This is a genomic window from Burkholderia plantarii (assembly GCF_001411805.1).
In the GTDB taxonomy this organism is placed as follows: domain Bacteria; phylum Pseudomonadota; class Gammaproteobacteria; order Burkholderiales; family Burkholderiaceae; genus Burkholderia; species Burkholderia plantarii.
Window position 1 is genome coordinate 2,489,243 of sequence record NZ_CP007212.1, and the last position, 17,171, is coordinate 2,506,413.

Sequence of the window (17,171 nt, forward strand, 5' to 3'; positions counted from 1 at the left end):
GACACTTTGTCGGGAATCGACATGAAGAACCTCAGCCAATTCGTCAACTTTTCCGCTGTTGCGCGGCACGGCAGCTTCGCGCAGGCGGCGCGCGAGTTGGGGCTGGCGCCCTCGTCGGTGGCGAAAAGCGTGGCGCGGCTGGAGAAGGACCTCGGCGCGCGACTCTTTCATCGCACGACGCGTTCGGTGACGCTCACCGAAGAGGGACGCTTGCTGTACGACAAGGCCTCGCTGCTGCTGGAGCAGATCGAAACGCTCGACCTCGGCGCCCTGCGGAACGACGACGAACCCGCCGGCATCCTGCGACTCGGCGCGCCTATCGGTTACGGCGAGCGCGTCGTGTTGCCGGTTCTGACGAAGTTGCGCGAGCGCCATCCGGCGCTCGACATCGATTTGCGTCTGTCCGACGAACGCGTGAATCTTGTCGACGAAGGGCTCGATGCCGTGATCCGCTTTGGCGAACTCGACGACTCGACGCTGATTGCGCGGCGGATCGACGAACAGCCGCTGGTCTTGTGCGCAAGCCCGCGCTATCTCGCTCGCCACTCGCACATCGGCGTGGTGCGGGATCTCGCGAAGCATGCGCTGATTGCGTTTCGCATGCCCACGACGGGCCGCGAGCGGCCGTTCGAGTTCGTTGAAAACGGCAGCACGGTGGTGTTCACGCCCGACGCGCGAATCAGCATCAGTCACGGCGAGGCCCTGGTGGAAGCGGCGGTGCTGGGTGCCGGGCTCGCGCAGGTGCCGGCGTTTTTCGCAAGGCCGCGTTTCAACGAAGGCAGTCTGGTCGAAGTGTTGCCGCATTGCCGGCCCGCTCCACTCATCGTGAATCTGGTGACGCCCGGTTCGCGCGTGCGGCCGGCGCGGTTGCGAGCGCTGATCGACGCCATCACCTCGGACATCGGCGGCTCCACCATGCTTTCATCACACTCATCGTGAGCTCCTCGGAATGACGCGTCATGGACACGAGCGGGACGCGGGAAGCCGCGCCCGGCAATCCAGCCGCAAGCGCCGTACCGGTGACGCACCCCGGCGGCGGCAGCTGGCGACCGTCGCGACGGCGGCATGACTGCAAGGCCGCGCAAAAAGGTGAATTCCCGCCCGCGATCCTGCCCGGCCTCGACACTCGCCATCGGGCGCCTCGACGGCGCGCCGCGTGCCCATCGGTCGGGCCGGGCGGCACGTGCCGAGCCGACTTGAAGACGAGTCGAACGAATTCACGCGCGCGCGTGACTCGCGCATCACGTCGCGGCGAGCATTCGCTCGGGGAGCCCGGTATCGGAAGCAACCGGGAAGCGCAGGCGCCACGCACAACGTCGATTCCGAAGCAAATCGTCCCGCGGGCGCGCACGCGGCACGGTCATTGCTGGAGATGAACATCCACCGGCCCTCTCCCGGGTGCCGGTACTTCATTCCAGCAAGGAGTCCGTTCATGGCCGACGAGTTCGATCAAACCACGATGCGTGATCCGCTCACGCAATACCCGCGTCCCGACTTCGAGAAGCAGCCGCAGCCCGCGCCGGGCCTCGCCCGCGAGATGCACCCGAAGCCCGACCACGGCGAAACCAGCTATCGCGGCATGGGTCGCCTGAAGGGCCGCCGCGCGCTGATCACCGGCGCCGACAGCGGCATCGGCCGCGCCGTGGCGATCGCCTTCGCGCGCGAAGGCGCCAACCTCGCCCTGAACTATTTACACAGCGAGGAAGCCGATGCCCGCGAGGTCGTGAAGCTCGTCGAGGACGCCGGCCGTCAGGCGCTCGCGCTGCCCGGCGACATCGCCGACGAGGCCTTCTGCCGGCAGCTCGTGACCGACGCGGTCAACGGCCTCGGCGGCCTCGACATCCTCGTCAACGTGGCCGGCAAGCAGGTCTACGTCGAGCAGATCGCCGATCTCTCCACCGAGCAGCTGGAGGCGACGTTCCGCACCAACGTGTTCGCGATGTTCTGGCTCTGCAAGGCGGCGCTGCCGCACCTGCCGCCCGGCGCGAGCATCATCAACACCACCTCGATCCAGAGCTACCAGCCCAGCCCCGGCCTGCTCGACTATGCCTCCACCAAGGCCGCCATCACCGCGTTCACGCATGCGTTCGCCAAGCAGGTGGTCGGGCGCGGCGTGCGCGTGAACGCCGTGGCGCCGGGGCCGATCTGGACGCCGCTGCAGCCGAGCGGCGGCCAGCCTCAGGAAAAGGTCCAGGTGTTCGGCTCCGAGGCGCCGATGAAGCGCCCCGGCCAGCCGGCCGAACTCGCCCCCGTCTACGTGCTGCTCGCCTCGCAGGAGTCGAGCTACGTGACGGGCGAGATCTACGGCGTGACGGGCGGCCATCACCTACCATGAGCCGAATCCCGATGGCAGGCCGCCTGCTCGTCGTCTCCCCGCATCTCGACGACGCGGTGCTCAGTTGCGGCCACGTCCTGGCGCGGCATCCCGGGGCTGTCGTCTGCACGGTACTGAGCGCGCCGCCGGAACGGAACATGTCGACGGCATGGGACCGGGCGTCGGGATTCGCCGACGCGTTCGAGGCGATGCGCGCGCGCAGGGAAGAGGACCGGCAGGCGCTCGCGCTGCTGGGCGCGTCGGCCGTGCATCTGCCGTTTTGCGACGCCCAGTACGAGTCGCCGCCGGCGCCCGACCGGCTGCAGACGGTGCTGCGCCACGCTCTCGCCACCGTCCGCCCTGACTCGCTGCTGACGCCGCTCGGACTGTTCCATTCGGATCACACGCTGGTGGCTGACGCGGTGCTCGCCTGCCTCGCCGCGCTGCGACAGGCAGCACCCGGCGAGACGCCGCCGGCCTCGCCGGCCATTTACGCCTACGAGGACGTGCCGTACCGGATGATGGACGGCCGCGTCGAGGCGCGCCAGCGCCTGCTTGCGGCGAACGGCTGGTCGATGGAGCGGGTCGAGCTCGCGAGCGCCAGCGACGACACCCGGCTCGGCAGACTGAAACCGGCCGCCATCGCGGCCTATCGCAGCCAGTTACGCGCGTTCGGCCCCGACGGACAGGCCAACCTGCATATCGCGGAGCGCCATTGGCACGTGCGCGGGACGGCCGGCGCCGCCACGAACGGCGATTTAGGTGCCTCGCGCCGCGAATCGGAAGCCCGCGCGCCATCCTCATTACGCTAGGGAAGATCGAACGGATGGAACACGCATCGATTTCGCAGCGCATCTCCGTGGTGGTGTTGACTTGGAACCGCGTCGACGAACTGGCGGCCACGCTCGGCCATCTGCTCGCGCTGCCCGAGAGCCCGCCGCTCTTCGTGGCGGACAACGGCTCCGATGACAATACGGTCGCGCTCGTGAAGGCGCGTTTTCCGACCGTATGCGTGGTGGAATGCGGCGAGAACCGCGGCGCCGCCGGACGCAATCTCGCGGCGGCCTGCGTGGCGACCGACTATGTCGCGTTCTGCGACGACGACACCTGGTGGGAGCCGGGCGCGCTCGCGCGCGCGGTGCAGGTACTCGACGCCTGGCCGAACGTCGGCGTGTTGAGCGCGCGCGTGGTGGTAGGCGAGGACGCCGCCACCGATCCAACCTGCGCGGCGATGAGCCTGAGCCCGCTCGGCAGCGAAGGCCTGCCCGGCCCGGCGCTGGTGGGCTACATGGCCGGCGCCTGCGTGTTCCGCACCGCGCTGTTCCGCGACGTCGGCGGCTACGAGCCGAGGCTGTTCATCGGCGGCGAAGAGGAACTGGTCGCGCTCGACGTGCTCGCCCTCGGCCACTCGATCGTCTACTGCGACCAGCTGACGGTGCATCATCATCCGTCGGTGCAGCGCGACAGCGGCCTGCGCCGGCGGATGCTGGCGCGCAACGCCGCCTGGGTCGGCTGGCTGCGCCTGCCCTGGCCCGAAGCGGGGCGCGCCACGCTGCGCGCACTCGGCACGTTCGCGCGGGAGGGCCACCTGCTGCGCGACGGGCTCGCGCTGCTGCGCGGGCTCGCGTGGATCCTGCCGCGCCGCAGGGTGGTGCCGCCGAACCTGACGGCCATGCGCCGGCGCGTGGCGCTCGCCGGGCGACGCCCCCAGGCGCCCGCGCCGGCCACGGCGGTGACCATGGCGAAGGCCGCGGTCGAGGCCGAAGCCGCCGCGCGGCATCCGGCCAGCAAGGTGGATGTCAGCTCCTGAGACGATCATCGCCGGCCGCCGTGCGCCCGGCCCGGCAAGCGGGCTGGCCCCGGACGGCGCCTCGGCGATGACGTCGGGTTGCAGGTGCAGGCCACGTTCGCAGGCCATGTGTTCGGGCGGTGTTTGCCGGCGGCGACCGTTCAGCCCACCGCCCGACGCGGCGTCCTGCCGCCACCACCGGCGCGGCCCGCGCTGGCCGTACGTCGCTCATGGAGCCCGATGCGCCAGACCGCGCGCGGGCGCACGCGAGCCGCCTCGCCGCCTGGCGCGAGCGCACCGATTTCCGCCATCAGGTGTTCCGGCTCCGCCGGCCTGCTCGAGTGGGCCTCGAATCCCGCCTGTCGCGAGCGGGCGCGGCTTTCCTCGTCGACGTGTCCGGTCACCGCACGCGCGGCGGCACCTGTCTCGCGTCTTCCAGCGCGTGCACGCGGGACAGCAGCGCGTAACCATCCTCGCCGGCCAGCACGATGTCAGAGCAGCACTTGCGGCCAGTGCGCGGCGTCGGCCTGCTTCGAGGCAATCCGGTGCTTCGCGTGCTCGACACTGGAAGGATTGTGCGGCTGGGGGAACGCGCGAAATCGACGCCGACATGCGCATCATTGCCGAGACCAACCGGGACCCGGAAGCTTCCATCGACTCGGGAACGCCGCGGGCGGATCTCCATCTCCGGATCAGCGCCTACCCCGTCGCCCTGCCGCCGCTTTGAAAACAATCCTTAGCAGGCTCGCGAACTGACGGTGAAGCAATCCCTGCCGGTTCGAGCCGTTCAGGGCGAGCACAACGTCGGGAAGCAATGTCGTCCGGCGGGTCGCCCGAATGCACGGGAGCGGATAACGGTCGAATCCGCGGACCCCGGCGCCACCGTCGTCACCATCGAGGTACCGCGCTCATGACGATTTGACGGCGACCCCGAGTTCGATGGCGTCGTCTGCCGCATACGACGTCATCAGGCTCAACAGTATCGACAGCTCCGAAGCCTTGCGGAAATACCCGTCGAATCCGGCGCTAGTGGCGGGCTCGCGTATCGCAGTCCACTCGTCTGACGTATAGGCAATCAGGATTGCGTGTGCGGTGACATCCAGCGCACGCAGTTCCGCCGCGACGACAAAGCCGTCCTTGTCCGGCATGTTGATGTCCAGCAGAACGATCGCGGGCGCATGCCGCGCCGCGGCGTCAACGGCGGCATGCGCCGTCGTGACGTACCGCACGTCATATCCCACCACCGACAGGTACAAGGCGGTCGCCTCGGCCGCGTCGGCATGGTCGTCCACCACGAGCACCCGAATTGCCTGATCGTCGGGCCGCCGGAATGTCCTGGGCGAACAGCGTGTGGCGTTAGTGGCGTTCATACCGTCCTTTCCTTTGTTACATGTTTCCTATCATGCGGTCGATCAACAAATAAAGCGTGCCGAGAATGTGTATTGTGATTTCCGAAGTGTTACTTGCGGGCCCGCATGCCGGCGGCCCGGCGACGTCCCCGCCAGACAATCAAGGGCGTGCCGGTTCGCGCATCGGCTCCATGGCGTGCCATCGATATTCTCAATCCGGACCGCAGCCGTCCGCATGACGCGCCCCTGCTTGGTCGGCTTCGGCGCTTGAAGAAGAAAAAAAGTTCCCTTCGAACCCGGCCCATCGCGCGCATGCGAATCGCATCGCCATGGCGTCGCGCCAAGCCCCCTGTCGAAGAGACCGGGGGCCACACCTTTCTACAAACCGCACCGCCCGGTTACGCGCACCACGGCGCCCCGCCACGCGCCTCGCGGCGCGCAGCCTGGCTGCGGGCGGGCGGTACCGCCGGGCACGCCGCTTGCGGCAGGTCGTACCCCCACCCGCCACGCGGAGATCCCGATGCCCGTCCCCCTGCTGACGATCCAGCCGTTGCCGTTCGACCCGATGTTCGAGCAGATTCCCGAAGACGAAGCCGACACGGTGCGCGAGCTGATCGACGCGCTGAACCACATCCAGCAGACCACCGCGAACGACTACGCCCACGCGGTGCGCAGCGTGCATGCCAAGAGCCACGGCCTGCTGGACGGCGAGCTGACGGTGGCCGACAACCTGCCGCCGGAGCTCGCGCACGGCGTGTTCGCGCGCCGCGGCAGCTATCGCGTGACGCTGCGCCTGTCCACCAACCCCGGCGACCTGCTCGACGACGCGGTGTCGACGCCGCGCGGCCTCGCGCTGAAGATCGCCGACGTCGACGGCGAACGGCTGCCCGGCAGCGAGATGCTGACCACCCAGGACTTCGTGATGGTCAACGCGCCGGCCTTCTCCGCGCCCACCCCCAAGGCCTTCGTGCGCGGCCTGAAGCTGCTGTCGAAGACGACCGACCGCGCGCCGGGCGGCAAGAAGGCGCTGTCGGCCGTGATGCGCGGCGCCGAGCGCGCGATCGAGGCGCTCGGCACGGAAAGCGCGACGCTGAAGAACCTCGGCGGCCACCCGGCCACGCACATCCTCGGCGAAACCTTCTACACCTGCGCGCCGTGCCTCTACGGGCCGTACTTCGCGAAGCTGGCCATGGTGCCGGTATCGCCGGAGCTGGTCGCGCTCAAGGACGCGCCGGTCGAGTTGAAGGATCGCCCCGACGCGCTGCGCGACGAGGTGCAGGCGTTCTTCACGCGCCAGGGCGGCGTCTGGGAGCTGCGCGCGCAGCTGGCGACCGACATCGAGCGCATGCCGGTGGAGGACGCCTCGGTGGTCTGGCCGGAGGACCTGAGCCCCTATGTCACCGTCGCGACCGTCCGCGTGGCCGCGCAGCCGGGCTGGAGCGAGGCGCGCTCGGCCGCGATCGACGACGGCATGTCGTTCAGCCCGTGGCACGGACTCGCCGCGCACCGGCCGATCGGCGGCGTGATGCGCGTGCGCCGCCCGGCCTACGAACAGTCCGCGGCGTTTCGCGAGCGGTTCAACGGCTGCCCGGTCCACGGTTGAACCGTGCCGGCCGAACCTGCACAGGGAGCATCGATCATGCACGACCCCCACGATCACGCCACTCACGACAGCGAGCTCGACGCCGATCCGGAACACCGCAACGAGGCCTATCCCCACCCGGCGGGCGGATGGGGATCGATGAAGGCGGTGGTCTCGATCCTCGCCAAGGAACACGCGGTCCGCAAGGGCGGCGCCGCGCTGATGCGGCAGAACAAGCCCGACGGCTTCATGTGCGTGAGCTGCTCGTGGGCGAAGCCGGCCGGCCCGCATCCGTTCGAGTTCTGCGAGAACGGCGCGAAGGCGACCGCCTGGGACGCCACCTCGAAGCGCATCGGCGCCGAGTTCTTCGCCGCGCACACGCTGGCCGAGCTCGAAACCTGGCATGACCACGATCTCGAGGCGGCCGGCCGGCTCACCGAGCCGCTGCGCTACGACGCGGCCAGCGACCGCTACCTGCCGGTGAGCTGGCAGCAGGCGTTCGACGAGATCGGCCGCGAGCTGAACGCCACCGAACCGGACCGCGCGGTGTTCTACACCTCGGGCCGCGCCTCGCTGGAAACCTCCTACATGCTGCAGCTGTTCGCGCGCCAGTACGGCACCAACAACCTGCCCGACAGCTCGAACATGTGCCACGAGAGCAGCAGCGTCGGCCTGAAAGCGTCGATCGGCGTCGGCGTCGGCACGATCGGCCTGGAGGACTTCGAGCGGACCGACCTGATGTTCTTCTTCGGCCACAACGTCGGCACCAACAGCCCGCGCATGCTGCACCCGCTGCAGGACGCGCGCCGCCGCGGCGTGCCGATCGTCACGTTCAACCCGCTGCGCGAGCCGGGCCTGGTCGGCTTCGCGAACCCGCAGTCGCCGCGCGAGATGCTGACGCCGGGCGACACGCAGATCTCGACGCAATACCACCAGTTGCGGATCGGCGGCGACGGCGCCGTGCTGGCCGGGCTCTGCAAGGCCGTGATCGCGGCCGACGACGCGGCGCTCGCCGCGGGCGAGCCGCGCGTGCTCGACGTGGCGTTCATCGAGGCCCACACGCACGGCTTCGACGCGTTCGCGCGGCAGATGCGCGAGACCGGCTGGGACGCGATCGAGCGCGAGAGCGGGCTCGCGCGCGCCGACATCGAGCGCGCCGCCGACCTCTACGTGCGCGCGAACGCGGTGATCGTCCACTACGGGATGGGCATCACGCAGCATCGGCTCGGCGTGCAGAACGTGCGGATGATCTGCAACTTCCTGATGCTGCGCGGCAACCTCGGCAAGCCCGGCGCCGGCGTCTCGCCGATCCGCGGCCATTCGAACGTGCAGGGCCAGCGCACCGTCGGCATCACCGAGAAACCCGAGCTCGCGCCGCTCGACGTGCTGGGCCGCCAGTTCCGCTTCGCGCCGCCGCGCGAGACCGGCATGAACGTGGTCGAGGCGTTCGAGGCGATGATCGACGGGCGCGTCGACGCGGTGTTCAACCTCGGCGGCAATCTGGTCCGCTCGGTGCCCGACCGAGGCCGCATCGAGCCCGCCTGGCGTGCGCTGAAGCTGACCGTGAACGTCGCCACCAAGCTGAACCGCACGCACCTGCTGCCGGGCAAGGCGTCGTACCTGCTGCCGTGCCTGAGTCGCATCGAGACCGACCGGCAGGCGGGCGGCGAGCAGGCCGTGTCGGTGGAAGACAGTACCGGCCGCATGCACGGCTCGCGCGGCGTGGTCGAGCCGGCCGGCGACGCGCTGCGCTCCGAGCCGTTCATCGTCGCGGAACTCGCCGCGGCCACGCTCGGCGCGCGCAGCACGGTGCCGTGGAGCGCCTGGCGCAACGACTACCGGCTGATCCGCGAGGCGATCGCGCTGACCTATCCGGACATCTTTCACGATTTCGACGCGAGGATGTGGACGCCCGGCGGCTTCGCACGGCCGCTGCCGGCCCGCGAGCGGCGCTGGCAGACACCGAGCGGCAAGGCCGAATTCGCGGTGCCCGAATCGCTCGAGGCGGACCCCGACATGGTCGCGGGCGGCCCCGGCGTGCTGCGGCTGATGACGATGCGCGGCGACAGCCAGTTCAACACGACGATCTACAGCCTCGACGACCGGTTTCGCGGCGTCTACGGCGACCGGATGGTGCTGCTCATGCATCGCGACGACATCGCCGCGCACGGGCTCGAGGAAGGCCGGCGCATCACCCTGCAGACCGTCGCCGGCGACGGCGTCGAGCGGCGCGTGGCGGGCCTGAAGCTGGTGCCCTACGACATTCCGCGCGGCTGCGTGGCCGGCTACTACCCGGAATGCAATCCGTTGCTGCCGCTCTGGCATTACGCGAAGGGCAGCAAGGTGCCGGCCGCGAAGTCGATTCCGGTGCGCATCGTCGCCCCGGGCTGAAGAGGCGCGTTCGATGCAGGTATCCGGCATTCCTGCCGGCGCCGGTGCATCGGCCGGCGCGGCGGGTTGATCGACGCCGCGCCGCGGAGCCTGACCGGGTTCCCGGCACCGGTCCGCCTGGCTGTCGATCGCGGGCCGGTCGCGGCGCGCGGGACACGCGCGCCGCCGCGCATCGGCCTCGGACGCCGATGGCGGTCGGCGCCGATGCTTCGGAGACGGTCCGAAACCCGCTCGCGACCGGTTCGTCCGGCGCGCCGGGACACCACGAACAACCGCCGTTCACCGCGCCGCTGCGCGGCATCGGCAACTCCCTTCACTCCCTTGTTGACGAGGAACCCGCGATGACGCCGACCACTCCGGAACGCCCTCCCGCCTCCGGCCCGCGAAGCACGCAGCGGCAGGCGCCCGGCGCCGTCCCGCCCGAGGCCCGCATGCCGGCCGCGCATGCCGTGCATCCCGACGCGCTGCTCGACGGCCTGACGCTGCCGCTCGACGACACCTCGCTGGCCGTCGCCGCCCGCCGCGTGGCCGCCGCCTGCCCGTCGCTGCCGCGCCCCGGCGGCGGCCACACGCTCGCGCGCTGGCGCTTCCTGGCCGAGCTGGCCGCGCTCGACCTGTCGCTCGTGAAGATCTACGAGGCCCACGCCGACGCGCGCGCGATCCTCGACGAGCTGGGCACCGAGCCGGCCCCTGACGCCGGTCTGCTCGCGGTCTGGGCCGCGCGCGCGCCGCGCGACGAACTGCGCGTCGTCGCGCACGACCTGGCCCACGACCTCGCGCCCACGACGCGCCCCGAAGGCCGCTACGTGCGGCTCACCGGCAGCAAGCCGTGGTGCTCGGGGGCGCGTTTCGTGGACGCGGCGCTCGTCACCTGCGTCGGCGCCGACGGGCGCGACGAGCTCGCGCTGGTGTCGATGCGGCAGCCCGGCGTGACGGTCAGCGAGCGCGGCTGGGAGGCGCTCGGCATGCGCGCCACGCGCAGCGTCGAGATCGATCTGGTCAACGCGCGCGCGCGGCTGGTCGGCGCGAGCGGCGCCTATCTGGAGCGGCCCGGCTTCTGGCACGGCGGCGCCGGCATCGCCGCGTGCTGGTATGGCGCGGCGGCGGCGCTGGCCGAACGCCTGCGCGAGGCCGCCGCGCGGCGCGACGATCCGCATCTGCGCGCCCACCTGGGCGCCGCCGACGTCGCGCTATCCGGCGCCCGCGCGCTGCTGCGCGAGGCATCGCAGCGGATCGACGCCGACCCGCGCGCAAACGCCATGGCGCTCGCGCTGCGCGTGCGCGGCGCGGTGGAGGCCGCGGCCGAAGTCGTGCTGCGCGCCGCCGCGCACGGCCTCGGTGCCGGCCCGCTGTGCCGCGACCGCTGGTTCGCACAGATGGCGGCCGACCTGCCGGTGTTTCTGCGCCAAAGCCATGCCGAACGCGATCTGGCCGCGCTCGGCGCAGCCGTCGCGGACGAGCCCGCGCCGTGGCGGCTGTGAGGGGACGCACGATGGCCGAGGCTGACGAACGGGAAGTCCACCGCGCTCAATTCAACCATTTCGAGGCGATGTTCGCGCAGCATGCGGACCCATGGCACTACCGCACGAGCTGGTACGAGGCGCGCAAGCGCGCCCTGCTGCTGGCCGCGCTGCCGCGGCAACGCTATCGGCGCGGCTTCGAGCCCGGCTGCGCGAACGGCGAACTGTCGGCGTGGCTCGCACCGCGCTGCGAGACGCTGCGCTGCGCCGACTTCGCCCCCAGCGCCGCCGCGCTCGCGCGCGAGCGACTAGCCGGCTTCGCGCAGGCCGGCGTGGAGGTGTTGACGATGCCCGACGACTGGCCCGAGGGCCGCTTCGATCTGATCGTGATCAGCGAATTCGCGTATTACCTCGACGCCTCGCGCTGCGCGCGGCTGGCCGGGCTCGCCTGCGACGCGCTCGACGCCGACGGCACGCTGGCCTGCTGCCACTGGCGCCACGGCGCCGACGACATGCGGCTGACCGGCGGCGCGGTCCACGCGCTGTTCGCGCAGGCCGCCCGCGACGCCGGCCTGCATGCGCTCACGCGCGTGGACGACGCCGATTTCCTGCTCGACGTCTGGAGCGCCGGGGCCTCGAACGTCGCGCCGCGCTGAGGCCGCGGCAACGGCGCCGGCCGCGCCGTCAGCGCACGCGATCGCGGCGCTCGGCGAGCCAGTAGCGCTCGGGCGCGTCGAGATCGGTGAGTCTCGCCTCGCCGAACGCGCGCAGCTGGCTTGCATAGCTCGCTATCGCACGCCGCCTGACGGCGCGGGCCCGCTCGCCCCCGCGCGCCGCGCACCAGCCGGCATCGAGCGGCGTGACGCACCAGCCCGCCCGCTCCAGCACGCGCAGGCGCGCGGCCGTCACGCCGGGTACGCCGCGATGGATCGCCTCCTCGTACACGAGCCACGTCCGCAGCCGCTGGCGTCGCGCCAGCAGCAGCCACGCGTCGGCCACGCAACGGTGATCGGGATGGTTCAGGCCGAGCGGGACCAGCGGCACGGCGCCCCGGCAGCGTGCCAACTGCGCCGCCAGCGCGCGCGCCAGGGCCCGCACGCCGGGCGACGGCCCGTACTGCCCGTCGAGAAACGGCAGCCGCACGCCACGCGCGCCGCAGATCCGCAACGCTTCGTCATCCTCACGGATGCGTTCGCGCAACGCCGCCGTGGAATCGGCGAAGCCGGCCGCCACGTCCCACGGCCGGCATTGCGGCGACTCCGGCGTGCCCGCGAACACGGTGCAGACCACCGTGCCGGGGCGCGTCGAGACCAGCGACGCGCAGCTGAACACGGCGTCGTCCAGATGCGGCGACACCACGAACAGCGGCGCATCGGCATCGTTCGCGAGGGAGCGCTCGCGGCCCGGCGACGCGTGCAAGCCCGTATGCACCTCGCCGGTTGGGTGGCACGGCACGTCGAGATCGGACTCGTCGCAAGGAAGGGACGAGCTCATGCGGCACCATCGGTCAGCGGCGCCGGCTCGATCATCGCGGCGCCACCCTCGGCGCGCAGCGTGTCGAGGCCCCTGCCCGCCCAGGCCGCGAGCGTGTCGCCGAAGCCGCCCCGCGCGCGCGGGTCGAGACGCGCGCTGGTGGTCACGCGCGGCGCGGCGCTCCAGGCGATCCGCGCGCCGGTGGCGACCAGCCGCGCCACCAGCGCCACGTCCTCGTCGCAGGCAAGCGGCGGAAATCCGCCCGCGCGGCGGTAGGCCCGCGCACTGACGCCGAGGTTCGCGCCATGCACGTGACGATGCCCGTCGGCGTCGCGGTAGCGAAGCCGCCACGTCTCGACGACGCTCGCCGGATGGCCGCGCCAGTCGTCGACGGCCACGGTACCGCACACGGCATCCGCGCCGAGCGAAAGCTGCGCGACGAGCCAGTCCGATGCCACGCGGCTGTCGGCATCGGTGAATGCCAGCCAGCGGGCGCCGTGACGCAGCAGCAGGTCGGCGCCGGCCGCGCGCGCGGCGCCGACGTTGCGCGCCTGCACCGCAACCGTCTCGACGCCATGGCGCGCCGCGATGCGCGGCGACGCGTCGGTGCAACTGTCGAGCACCACCACGATGCGCACGGGCTCGCCCCGCAGCGCCGGATGCCGCGCGGCCGCGCCGACCGCCGCCAGGCATCGCGCGAGCCGGCGGGCTTCGTTGTGGGCGGGAATCACGACGCCGATCATGAAGGCTCCTTGCCGTGGGAACGCGGCCGGCGCGAACCGGCACGATGGATGGCCGCCGGTGCCGTCACCGGGGCGGAGAGTCGGACGACACGCGGGGTCGGGGCGCCGCCGCCGTCGACACGGATGCGGGGCGGGCCTGCGCGAGGTGTCGCGCGCGTGGGGGTTGCCGGCGCGAATGCCGGCCGCGAGCCCGCGGCAGGTCGCCTCGCAGTCGGCCCGGGCGAGGCCGGCCGCCACCGGCCACGTTCCGCTGCTGTCGGCGTGCCGCCCGCCCGGCGTGTCGTCGCGATACCGGGTGTCCTCGGCCATGCCGTCGTCGCGGCCGATGGGCTCGCTCGCCGCGACGAACCGGTCGGCGCGCCGCGCGTCATTGATGGCCCCCGCGCGGCCCGCCCCGGTTCGGCATGGCAGCCGTGCGGGCGGGCGGGTCCACCACGGCCGCATCCGCGCCGATGGCGAAACGGTTTGTCTTCGCGGATGTCGTCGGCATCGTCGAATCCTTCTCGTGAACGGTCATGACACTGGCACCGCAAGCTTCATGCCCATCATCGACCGCCCCGCCCGGGGCTTGCGCCACCGGCCCCGTCAGCATCGGCGGTCGACGGGCGGCCTGCGGCCGGCAGCCGGTGCCGCGCCATTTTTTCAGCAGACGATCGCAATATTTCAAGCAGGCCTGCGCAAGCGCTCGGGCCGGCACGTTCCCGTGCCGCTGATTGCATGCGCAACGAAGCCGGGCCCGACGCCGCGAGCGCCGTCGAGTCGGCAACCCGCAGCGCGATGGTGATGTGCTTCCCGATCAGGCCGGCGTTGCTGTGATCGACAATCGCCTCGACCGTCAGCGCCGGATGCGCCTTCCCGAAAGCGGGCAGCAGCGGCACGACCTGCCGCCGCGCGAACGCCACGGCGGCGCTGACGCGCAAGCACCTGCCTGGCGAGGTCGCGCCGATTTCCGCTCCCCGGCCATGACCGGCAAGCGGCGACCCGATCCCGCAGCGCGCCTGCCGGCGCTCGACCGGATTCAACACGAAGCGGCATGACCGGAATCCGGCAGAAGCGCGCCGAGCGCGGTGGCGCCGAGATTCACCCATGAATCGGCCGGAGCGTTGTCGCGAGATGGCGATCCGGAAATGACGCAAGCTGCATCGAGCGCGGCGATTCGCCCGCATCGCGGCCCGCTGGACGCGGGTCGCAGCGCAGCGCGGATTCGTATCGCCCCGCCAGCGGCCCGGCCATGACCGTCGGCGCGCACTGCGCGCCGACCTGATCGCCTGAGATTCCCCGATATCGACGGGCTGGATTCAACCCACCTGCCCCGCCCGCGTTACGCGAAACCGGGCAAGAATTCACCCGCCACGCCGCGCGCCTCCTCGAATCGTCAACGGTTCCGGATTGGCATGTAAATTGCGAATTTCTCGCGGGGGCGATTTCGCGAACGTCAGTCCGCTCGCCGGCAGGCTGCACGGGATTGCCGAAACATGACTTGCCGCGATATGGAGCGCGAGTGAAATCCGCCATTCCGACCGACGAGGCCAACACTCAATATCCAGCAGAGATAGCAATGAAAATCATGAAAACAGCCATGGCTTTGCGCTGCGCGGCGCTGCGCCGTTTCGTTGACCGGCACGCCTTCGCGAGCGAATCCGGCGAACAAATCCATCGCGTTCATGCCATGCACGACATGGCAGCCCGCGCGCGATCGGCTGCATTCGCGCCTGGCTCCAAGGGAGCACGCCGCCGTCGCGCGGGTGCGACGGCCAAGGTCGCCCGCATCGTCGCCGTCGCCGGCCTGCTGTTCGGCAACGCGGCCCTCGTGACGCCCGTCTTTTCCCAGACCCCGTCCTGCACCGCGTCGCCGACCGGCCTCTCGGTCGCGCTGCAGGCAACGGCGGCCAGGGGCAAGCCGTTCACCGTGGCGAGCGGCTACCACCTGTCCGTCAAGGTCAACGGCGGCGAGGCGGCCGAGGTGCTGGTGGACACCGGCTCGAACGCCCTGGCGATTCCCTCCTGGCGGATCAACGGCTTCCCCGCCGACCCGGCTCACGACACCACCGGCCTCGTGATCTCGGGCAAGCTGCCCTACCAGTATTCCAGCAGCGGAAATTCGTATTTCGGCTACCTGATCCAGGTACCGGTACAGGTGTCGGGCGCCGGTAACGCGTCGGTCAGTGCCGAGAACGTGCAGGTGCTCGCCATCACCGAGGTCTGCGGTTCGAGCGCGAGCTGCAGCCCCGCCGTGCCCGGCAACAGCAGCAACATGGGCATGATGGGCGTGGGCTTCCAGCCGACGCCGACGCTGCTGGTCAACACCGCCGGCGGCACCACGCCGGCCACCCGCACCAACGTCTTCCAGCAGATTCCCGGCGTGGAAACGCAGGGCTGGATCTTCGAGCCGGACGGGCACATCGTCGTCGGCCTCAACGCCGAGTCCACGAAGGCATTCACCAGCTGGGCACCGATGGTTCCCGACCACAAGGGCGGCATCTCGCCCGAAGGCTGCCTGCGCGTGCAGGAACCGGGCAAGCCCGAGTCCAGGACGCTTTGCGGCACCATGCTGCTGGACACCGGGATGCCCACCATGAACCTGTGGGTCTATCGCGGGGATCCGGGCGGCGCGCCGTTCTGCCCGCTGCAGTCGGGCACCGACACCAAGGGCAAAAAGAAGGCCGGCTTCAACGGCAAGCCGTTCCCGGCCGACACGCTGATCACGCTCACCTCGCCGGGCCAGGCGCCGACGGTCGACTATTCGTTCAATACCAGCACGCCGAAGCAGCCCGGGACGCCGGAGGCCACCTACTGCACCAACGTGAAGGGCAGTTCGCCGACCGAGAACGCGTTCTTCAACACCGGGCGCATGCCGCTCCAGCGCTACAGCTTCGCCCGCAACCAGACCTGCGGGACGTTCGCCTACCGCGCGGGGAAATAAGGGCGCGTCGCATTGGAAAGGGGGAGCGTTTCCGCTCCCCCTTCGCAGTGATCGTCCCTGTCGCTGCCCGCCGCTTCGACCCCGGCACCGGCCCGGACCGTCAGCGCACGCCGCCCGCGCCCAGCAGATGTTCGCCCGACAGCCATCGCGCATCATCGGAGGCGAGGAACACCGCGATGTCGGCAATGTCTTCCGGACGGCCGGCGCGGCCCAGCGGCGTCTTGGAAACGAACTCCTTCTCCATGTCCGAACCCGTGATGCCGGCCGTCACGGTGCCTTCGGTCGTCACGTAGCCGGGGTTGATCGCGTTCACGCGGATCTTGCGCGGCGCCAGCTCCAGCGCCAGCACGTTCGTGATCGCATCGACCGCGCCCTTGGTCCCGGTGTAGATCGCGCTCATCGGCGGCGTGATGCGCGTGACGGCCGAACTGATGTTGATGATGCTGGCGCCTTCCTTCAGATGCGGTACGGCGGCCTGGGTGACCAGCAGCAGGCCAAGCACGTTGGTGTCGAACTGGCGGTGGAATTCCTCCGCGGTGATCGCCTCGATCGGCGCGAACGCATACACGCCGGAATTGTTGACGACGATGTCGAGGCCGCCGAAGCGGTCGATCGCGGTCTTCACGAGGCTGGCCGCCTGACCGGCGTCGGTCACGTTGCCGCCGACCGCCACGGCCCGGCCGCCGGCGCCTTCGATCTCGGCCACCACGCTCTCCGCGCCCTGCCTGCTGCTCGAATACGTGACCACCACGGCGGCGCCCTGTGCCGCCAGCGCCTTGGCGATTGCCGCGCCGATGCCCTTCGATGCGCCCGTGACGAGCGCGACCTTTCCTTCGAGTTTGCTCATGAATTCCTCCAGTTCGATGGGAGACCTGCCGGGTCTCGATGTCCGTAACCGACACGCTCACTATAGGAACGTCGATGCAAACGAAAAAGCGGCTCGCCACGAATAAAGAAGCGGGATTTGCCGAATAATGGCTGCGTGCGGCCGGGCAACGGGCGCACCGGCATGCCCGGGCTTCGCGGCACGCCCGGCCGCGATTGCCCATGCGCCCGGGTTTCTTCCAGCCATGAAACGCGGCGCACCGCCTTTCCATCGGAATCCTCAGTAAACCGGAAAGCCGCTTCGCGCCGTCAGCCGAATCCG

At 70.7% G+C, this 17,171-nt stretch carries 16 protein-coding genes; 11 read left to right on the forward strand and 5 right to left on the reverse strand.

The window, feature by feature from the left end; translation table 11 throughout:
* Window positions 1–21: 21 nt before the first annotated feature.
* The 5 genes from bpln_RS10575 to bpln_RS37700 all read left to right on the forward strand — a co-directional run bounded on the left by bpln_RS10575 (window position 22) and on the right by bpln_RS37700 (window position 4,830).
* A complete protein-coding gene (locus bpln_RS10575) occupies window positions 22–939 on the forward strand; it encodes a LysR family transcriptional regulator (protein WP_055138791.1) in 918 nt (305 codons plus the stop codon).
* A 493-nt stretch (window positions 940–1,432) separates the two neighbouring features.
* On the forward strand, window positions 1,433–2,335 hold the full coding sequence (locus tag bpln_RS10580) for an SDR family oxidoreductase (RefSeq protein ID WP_042625145.1): 903 nt from the start codon (window positions 1,433–1,435) through the stop codon (window positions 2,333–2,335).
* A gap of 11 nt (window positions 2,336–2,346) precedes the next feature.
* Window positions 2,347–3,126 (forward strand): PIG-L deacetylase family protein, encoded by a 780-nt coding sequence (locus bpln_RS10585; RefSeq protein WP_244131993.1) that lies wholly within the window; start codon window positions 2,347–2,349, stop codon window positions 3,124–3,126.
* A 14-nt stretch (window positions 3,127–3,140) separates the two neighbouring features.
* Window positions 3,141–4,124: a glycosyltransferase family 2 protein gene (locus bpln_RS10590; protein ID WP_055138793.1), complete on the forward strand. Its 984-nt coding sequence runs from the start codon at window positions 3,141–3,143 to the stop codon at window positions 4,122–4,124.
* Window positions 4,125–4,713: 589 nt separating this feature from the next.
* Window positions 4,714–4,830, forward strand: coding sequence for a hypothetical protein (locus bpln_RS37700; RefSeq protein ID WP_244131933.1), 117 nt, complete (start codon window positions 4,714–4,716; stop codon window positions 4,828–4,830).
* Between the two features lie 181 nt (window positions 4,831–5,011).
* Here bpln_RS37700 and bpln_RS10595 read toward each other — a convergent pair whose 3' ends face one another.
* The gene (locus tag bpln_RS10595; protein WP_244131932.1) at window positions 5,012–5,473 is read right to left on the reverse strand and encodes a response regulator; all 462 of its coding nucleotides are present in this window, start codon (window positions 5,471–5,473) and stop codon (window positions 5,012–5,014) included.
* Between the two features lie 499 nt (window positions 5,474–5,972).
* Here bpln_RS10595 and bpln_RS10600 point away from each other — a divergent pair, with 499 nt between their 5' ends.
* The 4 genes from bpln_RS10600 (at window position 5,973) to bpln_RS10615 (ending at window position 11,541) form a co-directional block, all read left to right on the forward strand.
* A complete protein-coding gene (locus bpln_RS10600) occupies window positions 5,973–7,055 on the forward strand; it encodes a catalase family protein (RefSeq protein ID WP_055138795.1) in 1,083 nt (360 codons plus the stop codon).
* Window positions 7,056–7,091: 36 nt separating this feature from the next.
* Window positions 7,092–9,425 carry an FdhF/YdeP family oxidoreductase gene (locus bpln_RS10605; protein ID WP_055138796.1) on the forward strand — a complete coding sequence of 778 codons (2,334 nt, stop codon included), beginning with the start codon at window positions 7,092–7,094 and terminating at the stop codon, window positions 9,423–9,425.
* Window positions 9,426–9,766: 341 nt separating this feature from the next.
* A complete protein-coding gene (locus tag bpln_RS10610; protein ID WP_244131931.1) occupies window positions 9,767–10,906 on the forward strand; it encodes an acyl-CoA dehydrogenase family protein in 1,140 nt (379 codons plus the stop codon).
* An 11-nt stretch (window positions 10,907–10,917) separates the two neighbouring features.
* Window positions 10,918–11,541: an SAM-dependent methyltransferase gene (locus tag bpln_RS10615; RefSeq protein WP_055138798.1), complete on the forward strand. Its 624-nt coding sequence runs from the start codon at window positions 10,918–10,920 to the stop codon at window positions 11,539–11,541.
* Between the two features lie 28 nt (window positions 11,542–11,569).
* Here bpln_RS10615 and bpln_RS10620 read toward each other — a convergent pair whose 3' ends face one another.
* From bpln_RS10620 to bpln_RS37335, 3 genes are all read right to left on the reverse strand, one after another.
* Window positions 11,570–12,379: a PIG-L family deacetylase gene (locus bpln_RS10620; protein ID WP_082465264.1), complete on the reverse strand. Its 810-nt coding sequence runs from the start codon at window positions 12,377–12,379 to the stop codon at window positions 11,570–11,572.
* Window positions 12,376–13,101: a glycosyltransferase family 2 protein gene (locus tag bpln_RS10625; protein WP_055138799.1), complete on the reverse strand. Its 726-nt coding sequence runs from the start codon at window positions 13,099–13,101 to the stop codon at window positions 12,376–12,378. The genes bpln_RS10620 and bpln_RS10625 overlap by 4 nt, the downstream gene beginning before the upstream one ends.
* 367 nt (window positions 13,102–13,468) lie before the next feature.
* Window positions 13,469–13,768: a hypothetical protein gene (locus bpln_RS37335; protein WP_148653994.1), complete on the reverse strand. Its 300-nt coding sequence runs from the start codon at window positions 13,766–13,768 to the stop codon at window positions 13,469–13,471.
* A gap of 118 nt (window positions 13,769–13,886) precedes the next feature.
* On the opposite strand from bpln_RS37335, the gene bpln_RS37340 reads away from it, so the two are divergent.
* Together bpln_RS37340 and bpln_RS10630 are read left to right on the forward strand one after the other, a co-directional pair.
* Window positions 13,887–14,138: a hypothetical protein gene (locus bpln_RS37340; RefSeq protein WP_148653995.1), complete on the forward strand. Its 252-nt coding sequence runs from the start codon at window positions 13,887–13,889 to the stop codon at window positions 14,136–14,138.
* Window positions 14,139–14,602: 464 nt separating this feature from the next.
* Window positions 14,603–16,024: a hypothetical protein gene (locus bpln_RS10630; protein ID WP_244486962.1), complete on the forward strand. Its 1,422-nt coding sequence runs from the start codon at window positions 14,603–14,605 to the stop codon at window positions 16,022–16,024.
* Between the two features lie 100 nt (window positions 16,025–16,124).
* On the opposite strand, the gene bpln_RS10635 is transcribed toward bpln_RS10630, so the two are convergent.
* On the reverse strand, window positions 16,125–16,871 hold the full coding sequence (locus tag bpln_RS10635) for an SDR family NAD(P)-dependent oxidoreductase (protein WP_042625152.1): 747 nt from the start codon (window positions 16,869–16,871) through the stop codon (window positions 16,125–16,127).
* Window positions 16,872–17,171: the final 300 nt, after the last annotated feature.

Coding starts and splice junctions, on each gene's coding strand:
- bpln_RS10575 (WP_055138791.1), top strand. CDS start 22: ATGAAGAACCTCAGCCAATTCGTCAACTTTTCCGCTGTTGCGCGGCAC.
- bpln_RS10580 (WP_042625145.1), top strand. CDS start 1,433: ATGGCCGACGAGTTCGATCAAACCACGATGCGTGATCCGCTCACGCAA.
- bpln_RS10585 (WP_244131993.1), top strand. CDS start 2,347: ATGGCAGGCCGCCTGCTCGTCGTCTCCCCGCATCTCGACGACGCGGTG.
- bpln_RS10590 (WP_055138793.1), top strand. CDS start 3,141: ATGGAACACGCATCGATTTCGCAGCGCATCTCCGTGGTGGTGTTGACT.
- bpln_RS37700 (WP_244131933.1), top strand. CDS start 4,714: ATGCGCATCATTGCCGAGACCAACCGGGACCCGGAAGCTTCCATCGAC.
- bpln_RS10595 (WP_244131932.1), bottom strand. CDS start 5,473: ATGAACGCCACTAACGCCACACGCTGTTCGCCCAGGACATTCCGGCGG.
- bpln_RS10600 (WP_055138795.1), top strand. CDS start 5,973: ATGCCCGTCCCCCTGCTGACGATCCAGCCGTTGCCGTTCGACCCGATG.
- bpln_RS10605 (WP_055138796.1), top strand. CDS start 7,092: ATGCACGACCCCCACGATCACGCCACTCACGACAGCGAGCTCGACGCC.
- bpln_RS10610 (WP_244131931.1), top strand. CDS start 9,767: ATGACGCCGACCACTCCGGAACGCCCTCCCGCCTCCGGCCCGCGAAGC.
- bpln_RS10615 (WP_055138798.1), top strand. CDS start 10,918: ATGGCCGAGGCTGACGAACGGGAAGTCCACCGCGCTCAATTCAACCAT.
- bpln_RS10620 (WP_082465264.1), bottom strand. CDS start 12,379: ATGAGCTCGTCCCTTCCTTGCGACGAGTCCGATCTCGACGTGCCGTGC.
- bpln_RS10625 (WP_055138799.1), bottom strand. CDS start 13,101: ATGATCGGCGTCGTGATTCCCGCCCACAACGAAGCCCGCCGGCTCGCG.
- bpln_RS10635 (WP_042625152.1), bottom strand. CDS start 16,871: ATGAGCAAACTCGAAGGAAAGGTCGCGCTCGTCACGGGCGCATCGAAG.